This is a genomic window from Methylophilus sp. YYY-1 (assembly GCF_029132825.1).
GTDB lineage: Bacteria > Pseudomonadota > Gammaproteobacteria > Burkholderiales > Methylophilaceae > Methylophilus > Methylophilus glucosoxydans.
In genome coordinates, this window is the sequence record NZ_WOVG01000004.1 from 1 (window position 1) to 23,359 (window position 23,359).

General features: G+C 53.7%; 21 protein-coding genes. 4 read left to right on the plus strand and 17 right to left on the minus strand.

Annotated elements, in window-relative coordinates; translation table 11 throughout:
• Positions 1 to 459: 459 nt before the first annotated feature.
• Positions 460 to 783, minus strand: a complete 324-nt coding sequence (locus tag GOC95_RS11590; RefSeq protein WP_194749532.1) for a cupin domain-containing protein — start codon at positions 781 to 783, stop codon at positions 460 to 462.
• Between the two features lie 109 nt (positions 784 to 892).
• Here GOC95_RS11590 and GOC95_RS11595 point away from each other — a divergent pair, with 109 nt between their 5' ends.
• From GOC95_RS11595 to GOC95_RS11605, 3 genes are all read left to right on the plus strand, one after another.
• The gene (locus GOC95_RS11595; protein ID WP_275357235.1) at positions 893 to 1,849 is read left to right on the plus strand and encodes an L-threonylcarbamoyladenylate synthase; all 957 of its coding nucleotides are present in this window, start codon (positions 893 to 895) and stop codon (positions 1,847 to 1,849) included.
• Positions 1,850 to 1,923: 74 nt separating this feature from the next.
• Positions 1,924 to 2,286 (plus strand): hypothetical protein, encoded by a 363-nt coding sequence (locus tag GOC95_RS11600; RefSeq protein ID WP_275357237.1) that lies wholly within the window; start codon positions 1,924 to 1,926, stop codon positions 2,284 to 2,286.
• A 353-nt stretch (positions 2,287 to 2,639) separates the two neighbouring features.
• Positions 2,640 to 3,743, plus strand: coding sequence for a porin (locus GOC95_RS11605; RefSeq protein WP_194749535.1), 1,104 nt, complete (start codon positions 2,640 to 2,642; stop codon positions 3,741 to 3,743).
• Positions 3,744 to 3,801: 58 nt separating this feature from the next.
• On the opposite strand, the gene GOC95_RS11610 is transcribed toward GOC95_RS11605, so the two are convergent.
• From GOC95_RS11610 to msuE, 10 genes are all read right to left on the minus strand, one after another.
• A complete protein-coding gene (locus GOC95_RS11610) occupies positions 3,802 to 4,590 on the minus strand; it encodes an ABC transporter ATP-binding protein (RefSeq protein WP_275357241.1) in 789 nt (262 codons plus the stop codon).
• Between the two features lie 114 nt (positions 4,591 to 4,704).
• Positions 4,705 to 6,051 (minus strand): ABC transporter substrate-binding protein, encoded by a 1,347-nt coding sequence (locus GOC95_RS11615; RefSeq protein WP_194749537.1) that lies wholly within the window; start codon positions 6,049 to 6,051, stop codon positions 4,705 to 4,707.
• Between the two features lie 117 nt (positions 6,052 to 6,168).
• Positions 6,169 to 7,236 carry a branched-chain amino acid ABC transporter permease gene (locus GOC95_RS11620; RefSeq protein ID WP_275357242.1) on the minus strand — a complete coding sequence of 356 codons (1,068 nt, stop codon included), beginning with the start codon at positions 7,234 to 7,236 and terminating at the stop codon, positions 6,169 to 6,171.
• Positions 7,237 to 7,261: 25 nt separating this feature from the next.
• The gene (locus GOC95_RS11625) at positions 7,262 to 8,143 is read right to left on the minus strand and encodes a branched-chain amino acid ABC transporter permease (RefSeq protein ID WP_275357244.1); all 882 of its coding nucleotides are present in this window, start codon (positions 8,141 to 8,143) and stop codon (positions 7,262 to 7,264) included.
• A gap of 22 nt (positions 8,144 to 8,165) precedes the next feature.
• Positions 8,166 to 8,954, minus strand: a complete 789-nt coding sequence (locus tag GOC95_RS11630) for an ABC transporter ATP-binding protein (protein WP_275357246.1) — start codon at positions 8,952 to 8,954, stop codon at positions 8,166 to 8,168.
• A complete protein-coding gene (locus GOC95_RS11635) occupies positions 8,951 to 10,105 on the minus strand; it encodes an AMP-binding protein (protein WP_275357248.1) in 1,155 nt (384 codons plus the stop codon). Before GOC95_RS11635 ends, GOC95_RS11630 begins: the two co-directional genes overlap by 4 nt.
• A 23-nt stretch (positions 10,106 to 10,128) precedes the next feature.
• Positions 10,129 to 11,223, minus strand: coding sequence for a dimethylsulfone monooxygenase SfnG (gene sfnG, locus GOC95_RS11640; RefSeq protein WP_275357250.1), 1,095 nt, complete (start codon positions 11,221 to 11,223; stop codon positions 10,129 to 10,131).
• Between the two features lie 57 nt (positions 11,224 to 11,280).
• Positions 11,281 to 12,591, minus strand: a complete 1,311-nt coding sequence (locus GOC95_RS11645; protein WP_275357252.1) for an ABC transporter substrate-binding protein — start codon at positions 12,589 to 12,591, stop codon at positions 11,281 to 11,283.
• A 31-nt stretch (positions 12,592 to 12,622) separates the two neighbouring features.
• On the minus strand, positions 12,623 to 13,747 hold the full coding sequence (sfnG, locus tag GOC95_RS11650) for a dimethylsulfone monooxygenase SfnG (protein WP_275357254.1): 1,125 nt from the start codon (positions 13,745 to 13,747) through the stop codon (positions 12,623 to 12,625).
• 13 nt (positions 13,748 to 13,760) lie between these two features.
• Complete coding sequence (msuE, locus tag GOC95_RS11655) at positions 13,761 to 14,336, minus strand: FMN reductase (protein ID WP_275357256.1); 576 nt, start codon at positions 14,334 to 14,336, stop codon at positions 13,761 to 13,763.
• A 429-nt stretch (positions 14,337 to 14,765) separates the two neighbouring features.
• Between msuE and GOC95_RS11660 the strand changes: the two genes are divergently transcribed.
• Positions 14,766 to 15,998, plus strand: coding sequence for an SfnB family sulfur acquisition oxidoreductase (locus tag GOC95_RS11660; RefSeq protein WP_275357258.1), 1,233 nt, complete (start codon positions 14,766 to 14,768; stop codon positions 15,996 to 15,998).
• A gap of 134 nt (positions 15,999 to 16,132) precedes the next feature.
• On the opposite strand, the gene GOC95_RS11665 is transcribed toward GOC95_RS11660, so the two are convergent.
• The 6 genes from GOC95_RS11665 to GOC95_RS11690 all read right to left on the minus strand — a co-directional run bounded on the left by GOC95_RS11665 (position 16,133) and on the right by GOC95_RS11690 (position 23,358).
• Complete coding sequence (locus GOC95_RS11665) at positions 16,133 to 18,559, minus strand: TonB-dependent siderophore receptor (protein ID WP_275357260.1); 2,427 nt, start codon at positions 18,557 to 18,559, stop codon at positions 16,133 to 16,135.
• A 132-nt stretch (positions 18,560 to 18,691) separates the two neighbouring features.
• Complete coding sequence (locus tag GOC95_RS11670; RefSeq protein ID WP_275357262.1) at positions 18,692 to 19,690, minus strand: FecR domain-containing protein; 999 nt, start codon at positions 19,688 to 19,690, stop codon at positions 18,692 to 18,694.
• Entirely contained in the window at positions 19,687 to 20,211 is a 525-nt protein-coding gene (locus GOC95_RS11675) for a sigma-70 family RNA polymerase sigma factor (RefSeq protein WP_275357263.1), read from the minus strand. Before GOC95_RS11675 ends, GOC95_RS11670 begins: the two co-directional genes overlap by 4 nt.
• A gap of 187 nt (positions 20,212 to 20,398) precedes the next feature.
• Entirely contained in the window at positions 20,399 to 21,103 is a 705-nt protein-coding gene (gene ribB / locus GOC95_RS11680) for a 3,4-dihydroxy-2-butanone-4-phosphate synthase (protein ID WP_275357265.1), read from the minus strand.
• Positions 21,104 to 21,118: 15 nt separating this feature from the next.
• Positions 21,119 to 21,979 (minus strand): amidohydrolase family protein, encoded by an 861-nt coding sequence (locus GOC95_RS11685; RefSeq protein WP_275357267.1) that lies wholly within the window; start codon positions 21,977 to 21,979, stop codon positions 21,119 to 21,121.
• Between the two features lie 158 nt (positions 21,980 to 22,137).
• Positions 22,138 to 23,358 carry an acyl-CoA dehydrogenase family protein gene (locus GOC95_RS11690; protein ID WP_275357268.1) on the minus strand — a complete coding sequence of 407 codons (1,221 nt, stop codon included), beginning with the start codon at positions 23,356 to 23,358 and terminating at the stop codon, positions 22,138 to 22,140.
• Between the last annotated feature and the right edge of the window lies 1 nt (position 23,359).

Consider the following 23,359-nt stretch of genomic DNA (forward strand, 5'->3'; position numbering starts at 1 on the left):
TTTAATTCCTAACTATTACTTTTTACCTCAATTAAGAGGCGGTATTCGATTTCGCTATATCTCAAATTCATTTCAAGGTATGTGTGTAAACTACACTGTACATACTTGTCATAAATCTAAGCGTAAGCATTTGTATTTTCTGAGTTTACGCATTAAATGCGCTCACACCCAACTACAAACACCCACACTTATCAGTCATCCTAATTTTTAAAGAACAGTCAGCTTTTCGCTGGTTTCGCTACCGTTATTTCGTAACGAGGTGCGCATTATACAGAGCTTATTTACTTCGTCAACAACTTTTATTCCGCTGCCAACTTAACGCTCAAACATACTGCGCTTTTTATTTCTTCTCACCCAACTAAACAACCGTTTCGTTGAAGAGAGCCGCGCATTTTACAGCGATAAGCGTTGCGGTCAACCCTTATTTGCCATTCTTACAATTTTGTTACAAATTGATGATTATTTCTTGAAAGCGGCCTTAATGCGCAACCAGGTTTGCGTCAAGACATTGCCATCCAGCTGATAATGCTTGTGCAAAGGTTGCTTGACTTCCCAACTCACCTTGAGGCCGGCAGGAAAGACCACAAAGTCTCCTTTACCAAAGCTGACCGGCGCACCACCCACAGGCGTTACTACACATTGACCTTCTAATATATAAGCCTGCTCTTGTTCGTGAAAAATCCAATCAAAGGTTGATACTTCTTTTTTCCAGGTAGGCCACTTGGACACACCCAAGTCCTTTAGTTGTGTTTCGGCAGGATTGTGCTGAACTTGAATTTGCATGTGTCGCTCCTTGAATCAAAGCGGGCATTTTATAGCAAGCCCGCTTTAGCCGTCAGGGTTTTACAGAGTAAAATACATTTTTTGATGATTTACATATATAGAGTGCGCAATGCGGATCAACCAGGCAGAGGCGATAGAACGATTGCAACGGGGCGAAGTGGTCGCCATCCCGACCGAGACCGTCTACGGCCTGGCGGCAGATGCACGCAATGACTTAGCTGTTGCCAACATCTACGCCACCAAACAGCGACCTGCCAATAACCCATTGATCGTCCATATTGGACGCACAGAACAAGTGGCCGACTGGGCCAGCAGCTTTCCGCCACTGGCACAAAGGCTGGCCGCGGCCTTCTGGCCGGGTCCGCTGACATTGGTATTGCCTGCGCGCGCGGAGGTCTCAGCGGCGGTGAGGGCTGGCGAGCCGACGGTGGCTTTACGCGTGCCGGCACACCCCGTGGCGCTGGCGCTGCTCAACGAAAGTGGCCTGGGCCTGGCAGCCCCTTCAGCGAATAAGTATACGCAACTGAGCCCCACCACGGCAGAACATGTCGAAGCAGGACTGGGGGCAGACATTCCGGTGCTGGATGGTGGCGATTGCCAGGTAGGCATAGAGTCGACCATTGTCAGCGTGCATGAAGATGGCTGGCGATTGCTCAGACCCGGCATGATAGATGAGGCGGCGATTGCAGCCGTCGCAGGCACGCCGGCGTCTGTAGATGCATCGGCGCAGATTCCCAAGGCCCCCGGGCAGCATTTGCTGCATTATTCGCCACGAACACCCTGCCTGCTCTTTTCTTCCAGACAAGCGATGGCAGACTATGCACAGCAGTACCCTCATGCTGTCGCCTTGTTGTTTGGCGCCGGTGTGGCGGTCACGGCCAAAGATACACATTTGCCAGCCACGCCTGCACAAGCCGCCGAGCAGCTCTATGCGGCGCTGCACATATTGGATGCCGCACATGCTGACGTGATCTTAATAGAATCGCCGCCTAACACCGCGGCCTGGGACGCCGTGCGAGACCGGCTGCAACGGGCAGCCTACCAACCCAAGCGCCAAAACGATTGAGTCTGCCAAGCATGGCTGGCACAATAGCGTGCATCGTCGATTCCCTTATCTTAAATAAAGCCCAGATTTAAATCATGAAAAACATCTACTCCTTCATCCTATTGGTTGGCGCCAGCAGTCTATTGTTTGGCTGCAAAAGCGTTGAACTGCCGAGCGTGTTCGACAAAGGGACCAAGGAAGTTCCACGCTATGGCAAAGAAGCTTTGCATTACCAATGCGAAAATTATCAGTCGTTTGGCCTCAAACTCTCTGCCACTGGCGATGAAGCATGGGTCATGCTGCCTGACCATGAGGTGGGGCTGTTACGTGATGCCGACGATAAGCAACACTACCATTATGGCACCATGGATTTGCGCCTGAATGGCGACCAAACCACGCTGGATGACAGTGACCACTTGCACCTCAAAGGTTGCAAGACCGCCGATACGTCCAAATAAACACTGATTCTCATCTATCCATGGCCACTGTTTACGGTGGTCATGTCCCCTGTTTGCCGAGTCCATTGGGTATCGCACCCGCTTCTGCGCATGCCGCGCGTGCTTTGTCATCGTGCGTCATTCCACCCAATCACATGCTGCGTTCGCCCTTTGCTGATTAAAAGACAGGCGAACAGCAGCTTGCGCCATCGCCAGCAAGCACGACCAGTTAAATAAAACATAAGCCATTGATTTTTATCAAATAATTTTCTGGCACAGATTCTGCAAAAGCTCACTCTGGAAAGCAACCATTTCATCGTCATCAGGTTGCCTGATCTCCATTTATTGATAACTGATTATCACAGAGTGAACACATGAATATACAAACCATTAATCCTAAACTACGACAAATTTCTCTCTACACCAGCTTGGCCCTGCTGAGTACACAAGCTTTTGCCGAGGCCACGCTGCAACGCAACGAAAACCAATTTATCAATATCGGCATTGCCTCTCGCGTCAGCTTTAGCTCGATTAAAGATGCCGCGCCGAATGGCAAAGACCGCTCGAATGACTTTGAGGTTGAAGAGGCACGTTTATATACCAACGGCAAGGTGCATGAGAACGTCTCCTTTGAGTTCAACTTCGCACGCAATTCAGCAGACAACAGAGTTGAGTTGCTGGATGGTCATCTGGGCTTGGAGTTTAACAACTACGCGCATGTTTGGGTGGGTCGCTTCTTACCGGCAGCGAGCCGCGCCTCCGCTGCTGCACCGATGTATTCCACCACGTTTGACTTCCCGATTGCCGAGTTAGGCTCTTACCAGTTTGCTGGTCGGGATAATGGTGCAGTCTTCTTCGGTACAGACAAGAGCGAGGCCTTCAAATACTACGTTTCAGCCACTAACGGTCGTCAGGGCGGCTCCAATCAGGCTGATAACTTGTCTTATGCCACCCGTCTGCAATATAACTTCTGGGATACCGAGCCAGGCTTTTATAACCTGGCCAGCTATGATGGCAAGAAATCGATTTTGTCTGTGGGCGGCTCTTACCGTTATCAAAAAGATGGCGCAGGGACGATCCTGAATAAAGGCGATTCCAAATACTGGAACCTAGATGCACGCCTGGAAAAACCATTGAGTGATGGCGCCGTGCTGGGGGCAGAAGCCTCCTATTACAACTATGACAATGACAATACCGGAGATACCGTCTTGCCAGAAGCCAAAGGCTTTTTTGTGAATGGCAGCTATACCTTTGCCGAAAAAGTGGGCATAGGCAAATTCCAGCCCAAAGTGATTTACCAGGAATTTAACAATGACACCACCGGCTTGGACCGCAAGCGCGTAGACATTGGTGTAGGGTATTTAATTGACGGTGACAGCAACAAACGCATTGATGTGTTTTACTTTAGAGAAACCCGTAATACGCTACCTGATATTGATGGCATTAAAGCCATTTTCCATGTGGCACACTTTTTCTAAAAGTATCCTGTAATAAAAAACGGCCATGATGGCCGTTTTTTATTAGCCGCCATTTTAATTAGCGGCTCCCCAGATAAGAGTCACTCAATGCCTGGCTATTGGCAATGGTCTGTGCATCGCCTTGTTGCGTGATATGGCCACTTTCGAGTACATAAGCATGGTTGGCGTAACGCAAGGCCACGGTGGCGTTCTGCTCCGCCAGCAAAAAGCTCAAGCCTTGCGTTTGCTGTAACTGGTGCACGATTTCAAAAATCTCTTCCACAATTTGCGGCGCCAGCCCCATGGAAGGCTCGTCGAGCAGAATCAGTTGGGGATTCGCCATCAACGCACGGCCGATCGCCACCATTTGCTGCTCGCCCCCGGAGGTATACCCGGCATAGTTTTTACGCAATAACTTCAGGCGTGGGAAAAAGGCATAGACCTTTTCCAGGTCTTGCGCCAGCCCTTTGCTCGACGGTCTGCGAATAAAGGCCCCGGTCAGCAGGTTTTCCTCAACCGTTAAATGGCCAAAGCAATGCCGACCTTCAAGCACCTGAACCAGACCCTGTGCCACCAGTTGGCCCGGTGTGGCCTTGGTCACGTCTTTACCGGCATAGACAATCCGACCTTGTACAATCTCACCGCGTTGTGCCGGGGCCAGGCCAGAAATCGCTTTCAGGATGGTACTTTTGCCAGCGCCATTCGCACCGAGCAAAGCCACAATAGACTGTGGTTTAACCTCTAAAGAAATATGCTTGATAGCAAAAATGACCTTTTCATAGATCACCTCAACATTGTCCAGCTGCAACAAGGGCTCAAACGCAGTGAGCGCTTGCACCGGGATCGTATTTAACTGTGCTTGTGTCATGTTTGACTCCTCAATTGACTGTCGTCGGCAAGGTGCAGGGCCTTGCCCACGGCAGCAAACTGTAAAGGCACACCGCCATGCGGTGTGCCCTGTGTATCGTTGTGCAACGAGTTTTTAGTTGGCAGCAACAACTTCTTTACTGCAATCCCGTGGCGTGATGCCTTTTTCCTTGGCATACTCATGGGAAGATTTTTCAATAATCGGACGCAACAACTGGCGGTCTGCCTGCACCCAGTCAGAAATCACTTTCCATTTGCTGCCATCCCACTGCTGGAAGCGGACGGCACCGCCGCCCTCATGGTCAGCGCAACTCAGTTTGAGCGGCTGTACCAGACCCAGAGCGCCCAACTCTTTAAGGCGCGCATCATCCAGTTTGAGGTTCTCAAAGCCCCAGCGTACCTCTTCACCGGTCAATGGACGTTTGCCAAATTTGGCTTGCGCCACACGCACGGCTTCCACGTTGAGGATGCCATTGACCACGCCCAAGTTGTAATACACATTGCCAAAACGTTTAGCGTCTTGCAAATTGCCTTTACCGGCCTTGATCACATATTTGTCTATGCCTTGCAATACCGGGAAGCTGGTGCCGGAAGGATGGGTAGTGATCGAGATAAAGCCTTTGGCAGCATTGCCAGCAGGTGCCGCGTCATCTTCAGAGTTGCTCCAGATATTGCCGATGATATGGTCGGCCGGAAAACCGGTTTTTTGCGCAGTTTTTAAGGCCACCGGGTTCATCACACCCCAGCCGCGCAAAATCACCCAGTCCGGCTTGATGCGACGTATCGTCAGCCATTGCGACTGTTGCTCGTTGCCCGGATGCGGCACTTCGAGCAAGGTCAGCTCAAAGCCGTATTTCTTTGCCAGCAGTTCCAGAATCGGACTGGTTTCCTTGCCGTAAGGCGAGCCGTGGTACAAGGTGACAATTTTTTTGCCTTTGAGCTTGTCCAGACCGCCAGATTGCTGGGCGATATAGTTCACAATCGCAGACACTTCGCTGTACGGGTTTAATTGCAGCGGGAAGGCATAAGGGAACACGCTGCCATCGGTCGAATCGGTGCGGCCGTGGTTAATCGTGATCAGCGGCAATTTGTCTGTGGTCGAGCGCTCCAGGGTCGCGTAGGCAATGCCCACGGACAGCGGATTGGTCGCTGCAGCAGGCGCGCCGTTCAGGCCTTTTTTCAGGCGCTCGTAGCACTCAACGCCTTTTTCCACGACGTATTCGGTTTCGCACTCACTCCAGGTCAGCTTGACGCCATTGACGCCACCCTCTTTGGCATTGATGTATTGCAAATAGTCGATAAACCCACCAAAAAAGCCGGAACCGCCTGCCGCATAAGGGCCAATCCGGTAACTCTGCAGCGGGAAATACTGCTCATTGGCGGCTTGCACTTGCGTAGACAAGCTGGCAACCCCCAAGCCCAATGCCAGCCACAGCCAGCGATGTTTACTTAAAAAGTTCACTTAAATACTCCTTATAAAAATATAAAAATCTCTCTTAATCGTTCTTGGTTATATAAAAGACCGTGTGAGGCTGTTTAACACATGGAAGTCTCCTTCAATCAATTCGTCAGGAACGGCCTAGAAACGTAGCGGCCAGACCCGCAGCCGTTGTTTGGCGGTTTGCCAGACCTTGGCCAAACCGTTGGGCTCTTTGATCAGGAAAAAGATGATCAAGGCACCAAAAATCATTTTCTGAAAATTCTCCAGCTGGCCAGGATCAATCGCTCCGGCCAACAGGCTGCTGGTCAGGTTGGAAAGCAAAATGGGGAACAGCACAATAAAAGCCGCGCCCAGAAAGTTGCCGAGGATACTACCCATGCCGCCGATGATAATAATGAACAGAATCTGGAAGGAGCGTGACAAATCAAAGCCATGTGGTTCAACGGTGCCCAAGTAAGTGAATGCCCACAGCGCACCGGCAATCCCCAGGTAAAACGAGCTGATGGCAAAGGCCAGCAATTTGGTTTTTGGCACCGAGATGCCGATCACGGCGGCAGCAGTGTCCATGTCGCGTACCGCCATCCACTTGCGTCCGAGCTCACCACTGACAATGGTTTTTGCCAGCCACCCCAGCGCCACGACGACGGTTAAGGTCAGCAGGTAGCGGCCCGCCGGTGTACTCAAATCCGTGCCTAAGATCTGCAAGGGCGGCGCCGTAATGACGCCAGAAGAGGAGTTGTTTGAAAACCAGGAGAATGTGGTGAACACCCATTGCACAAAAAACTGTGCAGCCAGTGTTGCCACAATCAGGTAAAAGCCCTTGATGCGCAAACTCGGCAGCCCAAACACCAGGCCGACGCCACCTGCCGTCAACCCGCCCAATATCAGGCTGGCAATCAATGGCAAGCCCTCTATCCGCAGGTGAAAGTTGTAGGTGGCAAACGCACCTACCGCCATAAAGGCAGCAGACCCCAAGGAGAGCTGACCCGCATAGCCAGTGAGCAAATTCAAGCCCAAGCCGGCCAGCGACAGCACCAGCACCGGGATGAGGATGGCGCTAAACCAGTAATCGTTGCCAATGGCAGGGACGACCAGGTAGGCGAATGCCAGTAAGGCCGCAAATGCCCAGCGCTCCTGTTTGAGCCTGAAAAAGCGCTTGTCTAGCCGATACTCTGTGATGAATTGTCCTGCTTCTTTATATAACATGCTAACCCTGCCTGCTCTCTATTTTTCAAACACGTTCAATCGCTTTGTCACCAAACAAGCCATAGGGGCGGACCAGCAGAAACAACATCGCCAACACGTAAGGGAACCAGTTTTCAATGCCACCGCCTATCAGCGGACCAATGAAGACCTCGGCCAGTTTTTCGCTGGCGCCAACGATCAGACCACCAACGATCGCCCCTTCAATCGAGGTAAAACCGCCAATAATCAGCACAGGCAAGGCCTTGAGCACAATCAGCGACAGCGAGAACTGCACGCCGACGCGTGCGCCCCACAACATGCCGGCGACCAGGCCGACAAAACCGGCCACCGCCCAGACGATCAGCCACAAGCGTTGCAGATGGATGCCCACCGCCAACGCTGCCAGTTGGTCATCTGCCACGGCGCGCAAGGCAATGCCAATGCGGGTTTTATTGAAGAGGACACCGAGCAGTGCGACTAGGCCGCCCGCAATGGCCGCAGCAAACAAATCAAATTGCGACAGCAAAATACCGAACACCTCATACGGCTCGTCATTGATGCCTATCTCCAGCGCATGCACTTGTGCACCCCACACCGCTTGTGCCAGCCCCTCAACGATATAACTCAGGCCCAGGGTCGCCATGAACAAGGTAATTGGCGAACGGTTCACCAGCGGCCGCAACACCAGCCATTCAATCAGCCAGGCCAGCACGGCCATGGTCAGCAAGGTCAGCACAAAGGCGCCCCAGAAAGGTACGCCGCGTTCGACCAGGCTGACAAAAGTCAATGCCGCAAATAGCACCATGGAGCCCTGGGCAAAATTAAACACGCCTGACGCCTTGTAAATCAGCACAAAGCCGATGGCGACCAGCGAATACATCACGCCCGCCAGCAAGCCGCCGGTCATGACTTCGAAAAAGAAACTCATCTCAATTGATCCTTGTATTGCCTTAGTGTTTGGTGCCCAGATAGGCGGCAATCACCTCCGGGTTGGCGCGCACTTCATCTGGCGTGCCATCGCCGATCTTCTTGCCATAATCCAGTACCACCACATGGTCTGACAGCGTCATCACCACGCCGATATCATGCTCAATCAGCACAATCGTGGTACCAAACTCGCGATTGGTTTCACGGATAAACCGGCTCAGCTCTGCCTTTTCATCGGCGTTCATGCCCGCCATCGGTTCATCCAGCAGCAGCAGATGAGGCTCGGCGGCCAGCGCACGGGCAAGCTCGACGCGCTTTTGCAAGCCATAGGGCAAACTGCCCACAATGCTGTTACGCCAGGGTTGCAGTTTGAGAAAAGCAATCACGCGCTCTGCTTTCTGCCGTTGCGCCAAGGCATCCGCAGGCGCGCGGCCCACATTAAATACCTGCTCCAGCCAACTGCTTTTGACCTTGAGGTTGGTGCCGGTCAGTACGTTGTCGAGCACCGACATGCCTTTAAAAAGGGCTATATTCTGAAACGTGCGCGCCACGCCGCGTCTGGCAGCCCATTGCGGATGCATGGCGCGACGCACCGCATCCTGGTAGCGGATACTGCCTTCATCAGGCTTGTAGACGCCATTAATCACGTTAAGCAATGAGCTTTTGCCGGCGCCATTGGGGCCGATCAAGGCACAAATTTCGCCCTCATTGACGGCAAAACTGATATTGGTAATGGCTTTCACGCCCTTAAACGACAATGAAATCCCGTCTAATGCCAGTAATGGCTGAGGTGCAGCAAGGGTGGTACTCATATCGCGGCCTTCCATGTCGCTAATCCCAAATAGCTGTGCAAGTCATTGGACTGATGTGGAATCACTTGCAGCTGGCTGGTCTGCCAGGCAGAAGCTTCTGGCCAGGCACGCACATCAATGCCAATGTCACTGAAAAACTGTGTGGCCTCGGGCGACAAGGGCTCGCCTACCAGTAATGGCACGCGCGTACGCCGTAGACCCAACACATCCTGCAAGGGCAGAATCACCAGCCAGCGCGCCAGCGTTGCGACCAGCGGCAACCGGGCACGGGCTGCACGCAGTGCCCAACCCACCAGCCTATGCTGCCAACTGCCGGGTAAGGGCCAACGGGATTGTGTCAGCGCATACAGGCGCTGATAAGTGGTTGCCGTGCCAGCGACCAGCGTGGGGCCGAGTTCGCGCCTGTCGGTATCCCGGGTCGCCAGATTTTCTGGAAAATTCAGAGTAAAGCCCGCCAATAGCCACGGCGAAAGCAGATATTTGGCATGACCGCTGGCGGCAAATGCACGCGCCGCCAATGCCTCTTCATGCGCTGTGAGCACCTCTTGGCTGATCAGTTGGCGGCCATTTCTAAGCAGTTCGGCATGGCTTAATTCGCTGTACTCCAGCGCATAGGCGTCACTTAAGCGGTAAAAGCGGAAGGCGATTTCCGCAGTCTCAGCCACCGGTGAAATGTTCTGGGTCTCAGGCGTGGCCACAATCTGCGCATAAGCAACCAGCGCAGGATGCTGATACCCGGCCAAGCCGCGCGCATCGGCATAAATCACCACGGCGCTATCCGGCTTGGCAGCCAATACTTGATCCACCTGCGCCTGCGCCTCGGCAAACACAAATTGCGGCCGCAAGGTATGCAATAAATCCAGTAACTGCGGTTGCGCAAAGGCCGGATCCAGTGGCGCCGCCACGCCGCCCAGCCAATGGGCAGCTAGCGACAACAGCAAGGCTTCTGGCCGTGGTTCACTGAGCAGGAACAAGGTATCGCCCTGGCGAAAGCCGTGTTGCTGCAAATAGTGCGCTGTGCGGGTGACGTCCTCTTGCACCGCAAGCCAGGAGGCCTGCTGCCAGAGGCCCAGCTGTTTATGCCGAATTGCAACACGATGCGGGCGCTCCAAGGCCTGCAAAGCGAGCAAGTGAGGTAAAGTCTCTGCCATTGCCAATTTCCTGCCGGGTTGAGTTAAGCCGCTTTGGCCAAGGTTTTAGCTTCCAGCTCACGCACCAGTGGCAGTACTTTTTCACCAAAATAAGCGACCTCTTCCTGAAAGTGCAAAAAGCCCGCTAACACTAAATCTACGCCCACCGCCTTCAAAGCCACAATGCGCTCGGCAATTTGCTGTGGTGTACCAATCAGATTGGTTTTAAAGCCATCGTTATATTGCACCAGGTCTTCAAAGCTCGATTTCGCCCAGTTACCTTCACGCTCCGGGCTGGCAGCGCCGGCATTTTTCACTTCATGGCCAAAGGCATTGACCGCCTCAGGGTTGGCTTTATCAATGATTTCCTTCAATACGGCTTTGGCTTCTTCTTCGGTATCGCGGGCAATCACAAAGGCATTGACCCCGATCTTGACCTGATGCTTATTTGCCGCCGCCTTGGCGCGGATATCGTCCACCTGGGCCTTGATCCCTTCCACGGTGTTACCGTTGGTGAAGTACCAGTCTGAGACCGCGGCCGCGTTATCGCGCGCAGCACGAGAGCTGCCGCCCTGGAAAATTTCAGGATGTGGCTGCTGCAAAGGTTTAGGTTTGAGTGAGTAGTTACTAAAGCGGTAAAAATCACCTCTATAAGTAAAGTTATCCTGGGTCCAAATGCCTTTGAGCGCTTCAATAAACTCGCGCGAACGGCGGTAGCGCTCGTCGTGATCCAGCCAATGCTCGCCAATCGCCGTAAACTCTCCACGGAACCAACCAGAGACGATATTCACCGCAATCCGTCCCTGGGTAAGAATATCAATAGTGGCTAATTGTTTGGCAGCCAGCACCGGATTCCAGGGACCAGGCAAAATCGCGGCAATCACTTTGAGTTTGGTGGTCGCCGCCAGCAAAGCATGTGAAAAAGATACCGACTCATGCTGAAACTCGGCCCCATACCCCGCTGTAAAACGGATTTGGCTCAATGCATATTCAAATCCGGCTTTTTCGGCAATTTGTGCCAGCTTGCGGTTGTAATCGATATCCCAACTGGTACGCTGCTCAATGTTACTGACCACCAGGCCACCACTGACGTTAGGCACCCAATAGGCAAATTTAATCGCTGCTTGATGTGTAGACATTTATTTTCCTTTCCTTTTGGAGGCTGAGCCTCCCACGTTTTCAGAATGTATGAATCATTAAAGCTCTTTGCTGCAATCCCGGATCGGGACTTTTCGCTCTTGGGCATACTGGGCCGCAGATTTCTCAATCAATGGCCGCAACAGCTGTCTGTCGGCCTGTATCCAGTCGCTGATAACTTGCCAGCGCTTACCATCCCACTGCTGGAACTTCACCGCACCGCCACCCTCGTGATCGCTGCAACTGAGCTTGATCGGTTGCAGCAAGCCGTTCGCTCCCAGAGCTTCCAGGCGGCTTTTATCAAGATCAATGTGCTCAAAGCCCCAACGCACCTCATCCCCAGAAAGGGGGCGGTGACCAAATTTGGCCTGTGCCACCCGCACCGCTTCCACATGCAAAGTGCCATCAAGCACGCCCATGTTGTAGTAAATGCTGCCGACGCGTTGCGGCTCGATCTTGCCCTTGCCTGCGGCATACACATACTTCTGGATGTCCTGCAGCACAGGGAACGCGGTGCCTGACGGATGGGTGGTGGCCGAGATATAGCCCTTGGCCGCAGAACCGGCTGGTTGCGCATCCTCTTCGGAGTTACTCCAGACATTGCCAATGATGTGATCGACTGGAAAACCGGTTTTTTGGGCGGTTTTGATCGCCACAGGGTTCATCACTCCCCAGCCACGCAAAATCACGTAATCGGGTTTGATCCGCCGAATGTTCAGCCACTGCGACTGTTGGTCATTGCCCGGATGCGGCACCTCAATCTGCGTATTTTCAAAGCCATATTTTTTGGCCAGCAACGCAAAAATCGGGATGGTTTCTTTGCCATAGGGCGAGCCATGGTAAAGCGTGACGATTTTTTTACCCTTGAGCTGATCCAGCCCACCCGATTTGCTGCCGATGTAATTAATGATTGCCGACGCTTCGCTCCAGGGATTCAAAATCACCGGGAACACAAACGGAAACACGCGGCCATCGGTGGAGTCTGTGCGGCCATGATTGGGCGTAATCACCGGGATCTTGTCCGTGGTGGCGCGCTCAATCACGCCATAAGCAATGCCCACACTAAACGGGTTAAAGGTCGTGGCTTGTTTTTTGGTCCGCTCGTAGCACTCGACACCGCGTTCAACCACATATTCGGTCTCGCACTCGGTCCATGCCAGCTTGACGCCATTGACTCCGCCATCTCGCAGATTGATCAACTGCAAATAATCTTCCAGCCCGCTGGCCTGACCAGAACCGCCGGCGGCATAAGGCCCAATGCGGTAGCCGGCAATACTGAACTGCTGCTCTGCAGGGGCTGCCTGTAATGCGGCTGCACTCAATGCGGTCAGCAGAGCGACAGAAAGTTGATAGATACTTCGGTTAAACACGCTTTTTCTCCCTATGCGCTTGATGCTGCCTTCAGGCAGCTACGCTGTCTTTAATCTTCTGTTGCGACGCAGACGTTGTCTCGAGCACTTGCTTCTCAAGAGCACGCACCTGCGGAATGATCTGCTCACCAAACGCGACCAGTTCCCAGTCGTAGTTGAGTACGCCCACCAGCACCAGGTCGATGCCAATCTCGCGCAATTGCACAATGCGCTCGGCAATCTGTTCGCGGGTACCGATGAGCCCGGTTTTAAAGCCGTCATTGGGTTGCACCAAATCCTGCTTGCGCGAATTTGCCCACATGCCCAGTTGGTCCTGCGTCGCCAAACCCGCTTGCTTCACGGCTTGGGCAAAGCCTTCCAGCGCTTCTGGGTTGGCCAGGCGGACAATCTCCTCCTGCACGGCTTTCGCCTCGGCCTCGGTCTCCCGCGCAATCACAAAGGCATTCACGGCAAACTTGAGCTTGCGACCATGTTTCGCAGCTTCAGCCGACACCTCGTCAATTTGTGCTTTCAACACTTCAGGTGAACCGCCATTCATGAAATACCAGTCCGACACACGGGCCGCCATCTGCCTGGCCGCGGTCGAATTCCCGCCCTGGAAAATGGGTGGATGTGGCCGCTGAATCGGCGTTGGCTGGTAAGCCAATTGATTGATGCGGTAAAAATCGCCTTTAAAGGTCAACGATTCGCCCGACCACAAGCCCTTGAGCACGCGGATAAACTCTTCAGAGCGGCGATAGCGCTCGTCATGATCCAGCCAGGGCTCGCCCAAAGCGGTAAACTCGTCCTTGAACCAGCCACTAACCACATTCACCGCCCAGCGGCCACCGGAAAGGTGGTCGGCGGTAATGCCCAGCTTGGCCAACAGCGCAGGGGGCCAGACGCCGGGCAATACCGCGGCAATCACCTTGAGCTTCTGCGTCGCCTGCAACAGGGCCGAGGTCAGAATGACAGACTCATGTTGCCCATCCGCCTTGTAGCCGCCCAAAAAGCGGGTAGCGGTCAGCGCATAGTCAAAGCCAACGCGCTCGGCGATTTGCGCAAGCTGAATGTTGTACTCGGTGCTCCAGCCAGTTTGCTGGGCAATTTCGCTCACGACCTGGCCGCCACTCAGGTTGGAAACCCAGTAAGCAAATTGAATCGGTGATTGGCTCATCAGGCGCTCCCGTTTAGGCGTTAACCAAGACTGAAGCGTTTTCTGCCAGCTCACGGTGTTTAAGGAGCGGTAAGGCACGCTCAACAGCCAGTGCTACGCGCGCTTTCACCGCCTCACTCTTGATTTGATAATTTTCAAAATCCGCTTCAACGGCATATACGCCGATCGGCAACGTGACTGCCTGGAAGAAGCTAAACAACGGACGCAGCTCATGATCAATGATCAAGGCATGGCGCTCAGTCCCGCCGGTTGCTGCCAGCAGCACGGGCACATCAATCAATGCTTCGAGATTGACCAGATCAAACAAATGCTTGAACAACCCTCCATAAGAGGCGCGATACACAGGCGTAGCCACCACCAGTAAATCGGCGGTTTCAATCGCCTGGATATCTTGCTGTACGTTGATTGGCAAAGCTTTGGGATCGTAGGAAGCGACCAAGCTGCCCGCAATTTCGCTTAATTCCACCACGTGCAGATCAATCGGGATTTGCTGTCCCAACTTCTGTGTGATCGCCTGCACCAGTGCAGCGGTTCTGGAAGGTAATTTATAGCTGCCGGAAACGGCAGTGACTTTTAATGGACGGCTCATCATGACTCCTGAAATAACAATGACGGAGGTCGTTGCTTACGATGCTTCGCAGACGACCTTGCTTGCCAGTAGTATTAGCAGCATCCATGCCAGGCAATAATGTTTATATTTTTCAATGACTTAATATAAAACCTGCTTTTTAAATGGTGCTAGATTCCAGCGCTAGTTGCTGATCAACTGCTGCAAAAGCAGCAGTTTTGCGCGATCACGCTGCAGTCCGCTCCCGCCCCGCCCTCCAGTGGCTGCTGCTTTTACAGCAGCCATTCAGCAGCAAACTGTTTCTATAGAGGCGGAGGCAGAGATGGATTTTTACATTTTCCTTTAAATTCAATGCTTTATTGATTGGCACACTAAATGCAACAGTGACTGCAGACGCATGGTGCCTGCTCGCCATGCCTTTATTGATCTCTTTTTGAATAAGGACTGACTATGACTGCACAAGCAAATAAGATTGCACATTTGCCTGTAAACCTGCCGCGACAAGCGGCGCATTTGATTAAAAGTGACGCAGAAGCCCTGACCGTCGCCAAACAGGTTGCCAGCGAAATCGCCAAAGAAGCCGCCCTGCGCGACCAGGAACGCCGACTGCCACGTAAAGAGCTAGACCTGTTTTCAAGCAGTGGCTTGTGGGGCATTACCGTGCCGAAAGAATACGGCGGTGCCTTCGTCTCCAACAAAACCCTGGCAGAAGTGATTGCCACCGTGGCCGAGGCAGACCCCAGTGTCGGCCAGATTCCACAGAATCATTTATATATGGTGGAAGGCTTGCGCCTGGATGGCTCAGACTTTCAGAAAAAATACTTTTTTGAGTTGGTGCTGCAAGGGGTGCGGTTTGGCAATGCGTTCTCCGAGATTGGCACCAAGAGCGTCAATGACGTGAAAACCAAGCTCACGCCCACCAATAGCGGCTACTTTTTAAACGGCAAAAAATTCTATTCGTCTGGCGCTTTGCTGGCGGACTGGGTGCCTGTAGTTGCCAAGGATGAGCACGACAATACTGTGGTGGCATTTGTACCCGCTGGCGCAGAAGGCCTGACCATTATTGATGACTGGTCCAGCTTTGGCCAACGCACCACCGCCAGCGGGACGACCATCCTGGAAAATATTTTTGTGCCTAGCGAATATGTCTTGCCGCACCATCTGGCGTTTGACCGCCCGACCACCATGGGGCCAATTGCACAGATTATCCAGGCGGCAGTCGATACCGGCATCGCCCGCGCGGCGTTTAAAGATACCCTGCACTTTGTACGCAACTACACACGGCCATGGATAGATACCGATCTGGAACACGGCTATGAAGACCCGCATACCATCAAAGACATCGGCGACTTGCAAATTCGCCTCCACGCCACCGAGGCCTTGTTGGCACGTGCCGGTGAATACATAGACGAAGCACAACGTAACCCGAATGAGGACACCGTGGCAGAAGCTTCGATTGCGGTAGCTGAAGCCAAAGTGCTGAGTACCGAAACCGCCTTGCTGGCGGGTAGCAAGTTGTTTGAACTGGCCGGCACACGCTCAACCCTGGGCGAATACAACCTGGACCGCCACTGGCGCAATGCACGTACGCATACCCTGCACGATCCGGTGCGCTGGAAATACCATGCCGTCGGCAACTACAGCCTGAACAAGGTCAAACCGCCGCGCCATCCTTGGATTTAAACGGCAAGGCCATGAAGGCGCCATAAGCGATGGCGCCTTCTGCAAGTCATGCGGCATAGATTAAAAAACAGCCCGACATGATGTCGGGCTGTTTGCATTGGCTCAGGCCGTTAACCGCGCTGAAGGCAAGAGGTTTACCAGCGGTAAGTCGCCGTTAGCATGGCACGCCGTGGTTCCCCATAGTAGCAACTGCCAGAGGCGCAATTGGCGACATACTCTTTGTTGGTGAGGTTGCGTGCATTCAATGCCAGCGTCCAGTGCGGCAGGTCATACCCGACCAATGCATCCCATAAAGTAAATGAGGGGATCCGCTCGGATGCGGAATCAAAATTGCCATGGGTTGAGCCGTTATAGCGCGCACCCAAGCCCACCTTGAATCCATTGTTAAAGCGGTAATCACTCCACACGGCGAGCGTGTTTTCCGGCGTGGCCAGCAAAGGCGTACCAATCAACGCAGGATTGCTGCTGGCAGTGACTTCAACCTTGGGCGTATACGTATAGGCCGTAATCAGATTCATATTTTCTATTGGCTGCGCTTGTATTTCGACCTCCAGGCCACGCACCTGAATCTGCCCGGTCTGGCTCGGACTGCCGCTGTTGGGGTCATAACTGATAAAGTTGTTACGCTCCAGATTAAACCAGGCAGCGCTGTAACGGTTCTTGCTACCTGGCGGCTGATAGCGTACGCCAAACTCATACTGCTTGCCGGTTTCGGGTTTAAAGCCTTTGCCTGTTTGCGTGTTGACCGTGACCGTCGGTATAAAAGACTCTGAGTAGCTGAAATAAGGGGCAATGCCATTGTCTGCCAAATAGAGCAAGCCTGCACGGCTGGTAAACTTGTGGTCATTAAAGCGATCATTGGTGCCTGCCACACGCTCCGCGTTCTGGGTGGTGGCATCGTCGTAGCGGCCACCGAGGGTCGCAATCCAATGCGCACCCCATTTGATCTGGTCTTGCAGATAAAAACCTGTTTGCGCCAGTTTGATGCTGCTATCCTGCACAGGGTCACCCCTCACTATGGTTTGTGCCGTATCCGGGGCCAACAAATCCAGATCTGGCGCACTGCCAGAATAGAATTGATTGCGGTCCCTGACCTTTTGGTAATCCAGACCCGCCAGCAAGGTATGTTGCCAATCCCCCGCCTGAATCCGCCATTGCAGCTGATTATCGATGGTGAACGCTTTGATGTGATCCGGGCTACCGTTCATATCGCGGGTGATATAGCGGAAGTTGCTAGGATCCTCAGGATTCGCCTGGTTGACCTGCGTGTACCCCATGCCGAACACCTGCCAGTAAGCCAAATCTACCTCGCTGTAGCGTGCATTCTGCCTGAAGGTCCACTGGTCGTTGAAGCTATGCTCAAACAGATAGCCGACATACCATTGCTTTTGCTCAAACCGGTTAAATTTTCTATCGCCGACAAAGGTCTTGTAAGGCAATTTTTCTCCCGATGGCGTGCGCAGCAAGGTGCCTTGCTCAGGCAAGGCACCAGCCACGATCCCGGCATCCGAGTTCATATACTGCGACATGATCGTCAAACTGGTTTTGTCAGAAGGCAGAAAAGTGATTGACGGCGCAATAAACACCCGGTCATCCTTCATGCCTTGACGCGGCAAATCGGCGTCACGCACCAGGCCGGTAATGCGGTACAACACAGTGCCGTCTTCATTGAGCGGCCCCGAAAAATCACCGGCGAGCTGCTCACGCGAATAATTCCCCAGTTGCATCTGGATTTCTTTGAGCGGGGTCGCGGTGGGGCGTTTGCTGACCACATTAATCAAGCCGCCTGCGGTACTTTGCCCATACAGCACCGAGGCTGGCCCGCGCAGGATTTCTAGGCGCTCTATGCCATAATTTTCGATTCTGCCAGTCGCAAACGTGCCGGCATTGCGCCACGGCAAGCCATCTTGATAAAAACCGGGTGAATACGCATCAATGCCACGCAAGGCAATCCAGTCATAGCGGGAATCCGGGCCGTAAGGCGCCACATTCACCCCCGGCGTATAGGCCATGCCTTCGCGCAAGCTTTGTGCACCAATGGCCTGAATAAAATCTTTCGTCACCACCGAGACCGACTGCGGCGTTTCCATCAGCGATGTATCGGTTTTGGTCCCCGTGGCTGATTGCTCGGCAATATAGCCTTTAATTGGGCTCCAGGCCGTTTCCTTGTTGGCCGCGGCTGTCACTTGCACCTCGGGCAAAGTACTCGCCTTGGCCGACTGCGGGAGAATGGCATAACGGTGATCCCCGCGATGCTCAACTTCCAGACCCGAGCCTTTGAGTAAGGTGTCCAGCGCCTGCTGCACAGTAAACTTGCCATGCAACCCTGTGCTAGTTTTACCATCTGCCAGCGCAGCATTGGCTGACAGCAGAATGCCGGCTTCGGCGGCAAATCGGCTTAATACCTGACTCAATGGTCCGGCAGGAATCTGGTATTCCTGTGCCACCGCCTCTTTTTCAGCAGCATGCAATACCGGTATGGGCGTGATGCTGCTGATCATCAGTGTCAGTAACGCCGCCCGGACATGCCGCGTAAGCAGCAAAGTGTGATGCGATTTCATTCAAGCTCCCTGTTAGGTTAAAAATAACGTGTTGTTATCTCTAAACCGAAACAGCCCGTTAAAAAGGGAACCTCCAGCGCAAAAAATACAAAAATTTCGCGCGCGCCTGATAGCAAAGCCAATGACAGGCGCTCAAGAAGCAGGGAGCAATTGAATATTGCCTTGCGCGTCGGTGTGCTGGCGAATGCCCAAACTATGGGTAATTTCCTGCAGCACCAGCGGCACGTTGGCAAACGGGTATGCGCCCATCAAGCGTAAATGGGCAATATCGGGGGCCACCGATAGCCTGGTTGAATGATAGCGTGCCAGCTCGGCAATAAAGTCTTTGAGCGATTGATTGTCCGCAATCAGGATGCCACGGGTCCAGGCTTCACGGGCAGGAAGTGCGGCCTCTATTGCACCGACGCCATACCGGTCAAAATAGGCCTGCTGACCGGCACTCAACGTGATGGCAGTGCCTTGTGATGGCGTAATCGCCACCCGCCCCTCATACACGGCGAGCAAGCTACGCGTGTCCTTCTGGCAGACGGTAAAACGCGTCCCCAGGGCCGTCAAGCGCCCATGCTGCGTATCAACGACCAAGGGCCGAGCTTGCGGGTCATGGCCAGATTGCAGCAGTATCTCGCCGTATTCCAGCGTGATGCGCCGCAACATCCAGCCATAGGTGACGCGCACCTGGGTGTCGGTATTGAGCCAAAGTTTGCCTTGGTCCGCCAATAGCACGCGATGCGTTCTGCCTGCTGGCGTACGGTAGGTGATGGCGCTGGCAGTGAGCGTTGTCAGCCAATCTTGCCAGGGGCTGTAGCGATGCAACAGGCTCACGCCCAAGTAAGTGACGCCCGCCAGGCCGAGCATTTTTAACGCCTGCCTGCGCCCACTGGAATGCAACAAGGCCTGATGCGAGGCCGACTTGCTTGCCACAGCATTGAGATTGGAGAAGGCGGCATTAATCGCCTCCACCTCTGTCCAAGCCCGTTGGTGGGCTGGGTGCGCAGTTAGCCACGCTTGCCAGGCCTGCCGCTCAGACGCCTCGGGGGCGTCATCACTGAGTACGGCAAACCATTCTGCCGCTTGCTGCAGCGCCAACTGTTCTACCGGCGACATCGCCACCTTAACGGCTGATGACTTCATGAGGCCTGTCTTTCATCTTGCCATTGCCGGCGCAACATCAAGCAATGCATCATGGCAGTTGCCATATATTTTTTGACCATGCGCTCAGAGACTGCCAGCCTGTCTGCAATTTCCTGGTATTGGAAGCCGTGGATCTGCGCCAGCAAAAATGCGGCTTTGGCCTTGGGGTTTAACCGGCTCAGCATCGCATCCACTTCCAGCAGGGCTTCGGTAATCATGGCCTGCTGTTCCTGGGAGATGCAGGCAGGCTCCTCCTGACTCAGCGCATTGAGGTAACTTTGTTCCAGGGCCTGACGTCGCCACTGGTCTATCATCAAGCCTTTGGCGATCTGCAACAGATAGATACGTGGCGTATAGACATGCTGTAACGCCTCCTGTTTTAGCAACAGTTTGACAAAGGTATCCTGGGCCAGGTCTGCGGCGTGGTGTGTACAACCGACTTTTTTATTCAGCCAGCAACACAACCAATGATGATGCGCCTGATACCAATGCGTGACCGGTAACTGTGAAGAGTCTGCCATGACTGCTTAATACATAAATGATAATAATTCTCATTTTAATATTAAGCCAGACAATCGACAAGCCTAAAACGCGTCTGCGGCGCTCACAAACAATACGGCCACCTCATCTCCGGTCAAGCTACACCCCCGGCCAGGCCATGAAAAAGCCCAACACAAGGTTGGGCGCAAGGCTAGCCGGTATCCGCAGTTAACCGCTGTAGACCATGGCTGCATCCAGCAGTCGGCTTTGCTGGCGTGGAATCGACTGCAAGCCCGGCAACGCGTAGTTGAGGTCGCGCGCACGATAGGCTTTCATATCGGCAATGCTGATGATTTTAAGGCCGTGTACGCTGGCAAACTTGAATAAGTCGGGTCGTCTGGCCATGCTGCCATCGTCATTGACGATTTCGCATAACACGCCGACTGGCTGCAGGCCAGCCATGGCGGCGAGGTCATGCGCGGCTTCGGTATGGCCAGGCCGCTCGAGCACGCCACCACGGCGGGCACGTAGCGGAAAGATATGGCCGGGGCGGTGAAAATCATCGGCCTGAGTGGTGGGATCCGCCAGCTTGCGCAGGGTTAGGGCACGATCCGCTGCTGAAATGCCACTGGTGGTGCCATATTTGTAATCGACGCTGACCGTAAACGCAGTACGGAACGGGTCGGCGTTGTGTGTCACCATTTGTGGCAAGTCCAGTGCTTGCAAACGTTGTGCGGGCATACCGACGCAGACCAGACCACTGCTGTGTTTGACCAGGAAGGCCATTTTTTCGGTGGTGATTTTTTCGGCGGCGATAATCAGGTCACCTTCGTTTTCGCGGTCGGTATCATCGACCACAATCACGAATTCGCCGTTGGCGATGGCTTGAATGGCGCTAGCGACCGAATCAAATGGTTGGTTTTTTTCTAACATACACAGTCCTTTTACTCACGCGGCCAGGCTGAGATTCAGTACCCTGGCCGCATTTTGATAAAACACCTTTTCGAGCACGGCATCCTTGAAGCCCAGTGCCGCAAAATCAGCGATGGTTTGTTTCATGGGGCGGAACGGATAAGAGGTGCCAAACAGTAACTGGTCGCCCAGAAACTGGTTGGCGGCCTGCACATACAGCTCGGCGCCGGGCTGGAAAATGTACATATCCGGCACCAGGTACAGATTGGGGTAGCGGAAGGCGGCACCGACAATCTCGTTCACAAACGGGTAATAGCCGTGAAAACAAATAATGTTCAATTGGGGATATTTGCGCGCCAGCCGTGCCACCGCATTCGGGTGCGCATAATCAAGATCCGGCGTGGTCGGGCCCGACATCACGCAGACCGGCACGCCATACTGCTGGCACGCGTCATACACCGGGTCAAACAGCGGATCATCCACCTGCCGCGCAGGCTTGCCAAAGCCCGGCTCGATATTGATGGCTTTAAAGCCATAATGGTGTATGGCTTTTTCAATCGCGGCCAAGGTACTGTCCACGCCGCGACTTTCAATATCCACCGAGCCCAACCCCACCAGCTTGGCGCTGTGTTTGACCAGATCGGCAATCTGCTGGTCATCAATGGTCAGGTCTGGCGTTTCACGGCCGACCACCACTGCAATATCAATGCCAGCGTCGTCTATTTCCTGCAAATAGCCCTCAACGGTGTACGAGCGGCGGAAATGCTCGGGCTCCAGCGAACCCACGCGCTGATTCAGCCATTTGGCCGTCTCATAGGCAGGCGTGTTGGGCGTGGCGCCAAAAAAGTCATGCAAAAACGCAGGACGGTTACGTAAATCAATAATTTTTTGTTTCATATCTATTCTTTAGTGATGGAAACACTTAAGCAATGCGCGAGCGGGATGAAGACCAAGGCGCACGGCACGCAGAAACCGGAATGTACATGTCGTACATGGGGATTTTGAGTACCGCGCAACGCCGTTATTCGCCCGCGTAGCTATGGATCATGTGTTTCCTATGAGTAAAAGCTAGGGGTGGGATACTGCCCATTCAGCGCCCACTCGCCTAACTCCTTGAATTTGTAATCCACCGGGTCATGCAAGGTATACACACGCAAATTCCGCCAGAAACGGTCCATGCGCAGCTTGGCTGTGGTCGCACGGGCGCCCGCCACCTCAAAAATACGCGTGGTCACATCCAGCCCGGCACGGGTCGCCTGCACTTTGGCCGAAAACACCGCCAGCGCCACTTCTCCGCGTTGTGCGTCATCGAGTGACAGTCCTTGCTGCCAGGCCGCATCGAGCAATTCGGCAGCATGGTCGGCCAGCACCGATGATGCATGTAATCCTGCCCAAAACTCGCCGTAATGCAGCAAGGTATAAGGATCCTCATACACGCTGTTTGCCAACGAAGCAGACCAGACCCGGCTGCTGCCACGGGTATATTTGGCACCCTCGGCCAGCGCCCCTTCGGCAATACCCAGGTAGATATTGGTAAAAATCAGCTGGGCCACCAACGAACGCAGACTGGCAAACGACGAACTGAGCGGACCAGGCTGCATGAGCAACTCATGGTCTTCCACATTGAGCTGGTTAAATTCTGCACTGCCACTGTCGGTCTGGCGCTGGCCGATGTTGTCCCAATCACCCTTGAGCGTGATCCCTGCGCGACTGGTCGGCACCGCGGCCACCAGAAATTTGCCGCTGCCTTCTTCAATGGCGGAGACAATCAAGAAGTCAGAATCCATGGAGCCGGAGCAAAAACTTTTTTGCCCGCTGAACACATAACCACCGGCCACCTTGCTTGCCACGGTGCGCTGATCCAGCGGATTCAAGGCATTGCCCCACCACAGGTTCTGGTGCGCAGTGAGCTTGAAATAATGCTGCCACTGCGTCTCGCTGCCATATAAACGGATAGACGCCAGCATCAAAAACTGGAACGCAAACACCTGTGCAATCGAACTGTCAACGCGTGCAATCTGGCGGATGATGCGGTAGGTCTGCGCCCAATTGGCCCCCAAGCCACCGGCTTGTTGTGGAATCCACAAGCTGAGCAAGCTGCTATCCCTTACCGCCTGCCGCTGCTGATAGGGCGTCCCTCCTGCGACATCACGCTCAACCGCAGTGAGTGCCAAATAGTCACAAAGTTGATCGGCACGCTGTTGCGGTGTGCCGTGAAACAAAATGCCATGCTCCGCTTCAGCGGCGGGCGGGCGTAAATTCAGAGCCAATGTCATC

What these genes read in the sequence shown, in the direction of transcription:
- ribB (WP_275357265.1), bottom strand. Translation starts at nt 21,103, where the DNA reads ATGTTAGAAAAAAACCAACCATTTGATTCGGTCGCTAGCGCCATTCAA.
- GOC95_RS11685 (WP_275357267.1), bottom strand. Translation starts at nt 21,979, where the DNA reads ATGAAACAAAAAATTATTGATTTACGTAACCGTCCTGCGTTTTTGCAT.
- GOC95_RS11670 (WP_275357262.1), bottom strand. Translation starts at nt 19,690, where the DNA reads ATGAAGTCATCAGCCGTTAAGGTGGCGATGTCGCCGGTAGAACAGTTG.
- GOC95_RS11660 (WP_275357258.1), top strand. Translation starts at nt 14,766, where the DNA reads ATGACTGCACAAGCAAATAAGATTGCACATTTGCCTGTAAACCTGCCG.
- sfnG (WP_275357250.1), bottom strand. Translation starts at nt 11,223, where the DNA reads ATGTCTACACATCAAGCAGCGATTAAATTTGCCTATTGGGTGCCTAAC.
- GOC95_RS11625 (WP_275357244.1), bottom strand. Translation starts at nt 8,143, where the DNA reads ATGAGTTTCTTTTTCGAAGTCATGACCGGCGGCTTGCTGGCGGGCGTG.
- GOC95_RS11665 (WP_275357260.1), bottom strand. Translation starts at nt 18,559, where the DNA reads ATGAAATCGCATCACACTTTGCTGCTTACGCGGCATGTCCGGGCGGCG.
- GOC95_RS11605 (WP_194749535.1), top strand. Translation starts at nt 2,640, where the DNA reads ATGAATATACAAACCATTAATCCTAAACTACGACAAATTTCTCTCTAC.
- GOC95_RS11630 (WP_275357246.1), bottom strand. Translation starts at nt 8,954, where the DNA reads ATGAGTACCACCCTTGCTGCACCTCAGCCATTACTGGCATTAGACGGG.
- GOC95_RS11690 (WP_275357268.1), bottom strand. Translation starts at nt 23,358, where the DNA reads ATGACATTGGCTCTGAATTTACGCCCGCCCGCCGCTGAAGCGGAGCAT.
- GOC95_RS11600 (WP_275357237.1), top strand. Translation starts at nt 1,924, where the DNA reads ATGAAAAACATCTACTCCTTCATCCTATTGGTTGGCGCCAGCAGTCTA.
- GOC95_RS11620 (WP_275357242.1), bottom strand. Translation starts at nt 7,236, where the DNA reads ATGTTATATAAAGAAGCAGGACAATTCATCACAGAGTATCGGCTAGAC.
- GOC95_RS11595 (WP_275357235.1), top strand. Translation starts at nt 893, where the DNA reads ATGCGGATCAACCAGGCAGAGGCGATAGAACGATTGCAACGGGGCGAA.
- GOC95_RS11635 (WP_275357248.1), bottom strand. Translation starts at nt 10,105, where the DNA reads ATGGCAGAGACTTTACCTCACTTGCTCGCTTTGCAGGCCTTGGAGCGC.
- GOC95_RS11590 (WP_194749532.1), bottom strand. Translation starts at nt 783, where the DNA reads ATGCAAATTCAAGTTCAGCACAATCCTGCCGAAACACAACTAAAGGAC.
- msuE (WP_275357256.1), bottom strand. Translation starts at nt 14,336, where the DNA reads ATGAGCCGTCCATTAAAAGTCACTGCCGTTTCCGGCAGCTATAAATTA.
- sfnG (WP_275357254.1), bottom strand. Translation starts at nt 13,747, where the DNA reads ATGAGCCAATCACCGATTCAATTTGCTTACTGGGTTTCCAACCTGAGT.
- GOC95_RS11675 (WP_275357263.1), bottom strand. Translation starts at nt 20,211, where the DNA reads ATGGCAGACTCTTCACAGTTACCGGTCACGCATTGGTATCAGGCGCAT.
- GOC95_RS11610 (WP_275357241.1), bottom strand. Translation starts at nt 4,590, where the DNA reads ATGACACAAGCACAGTTAAATACGATCCCGGTGCAAGCGCTCACTGCG.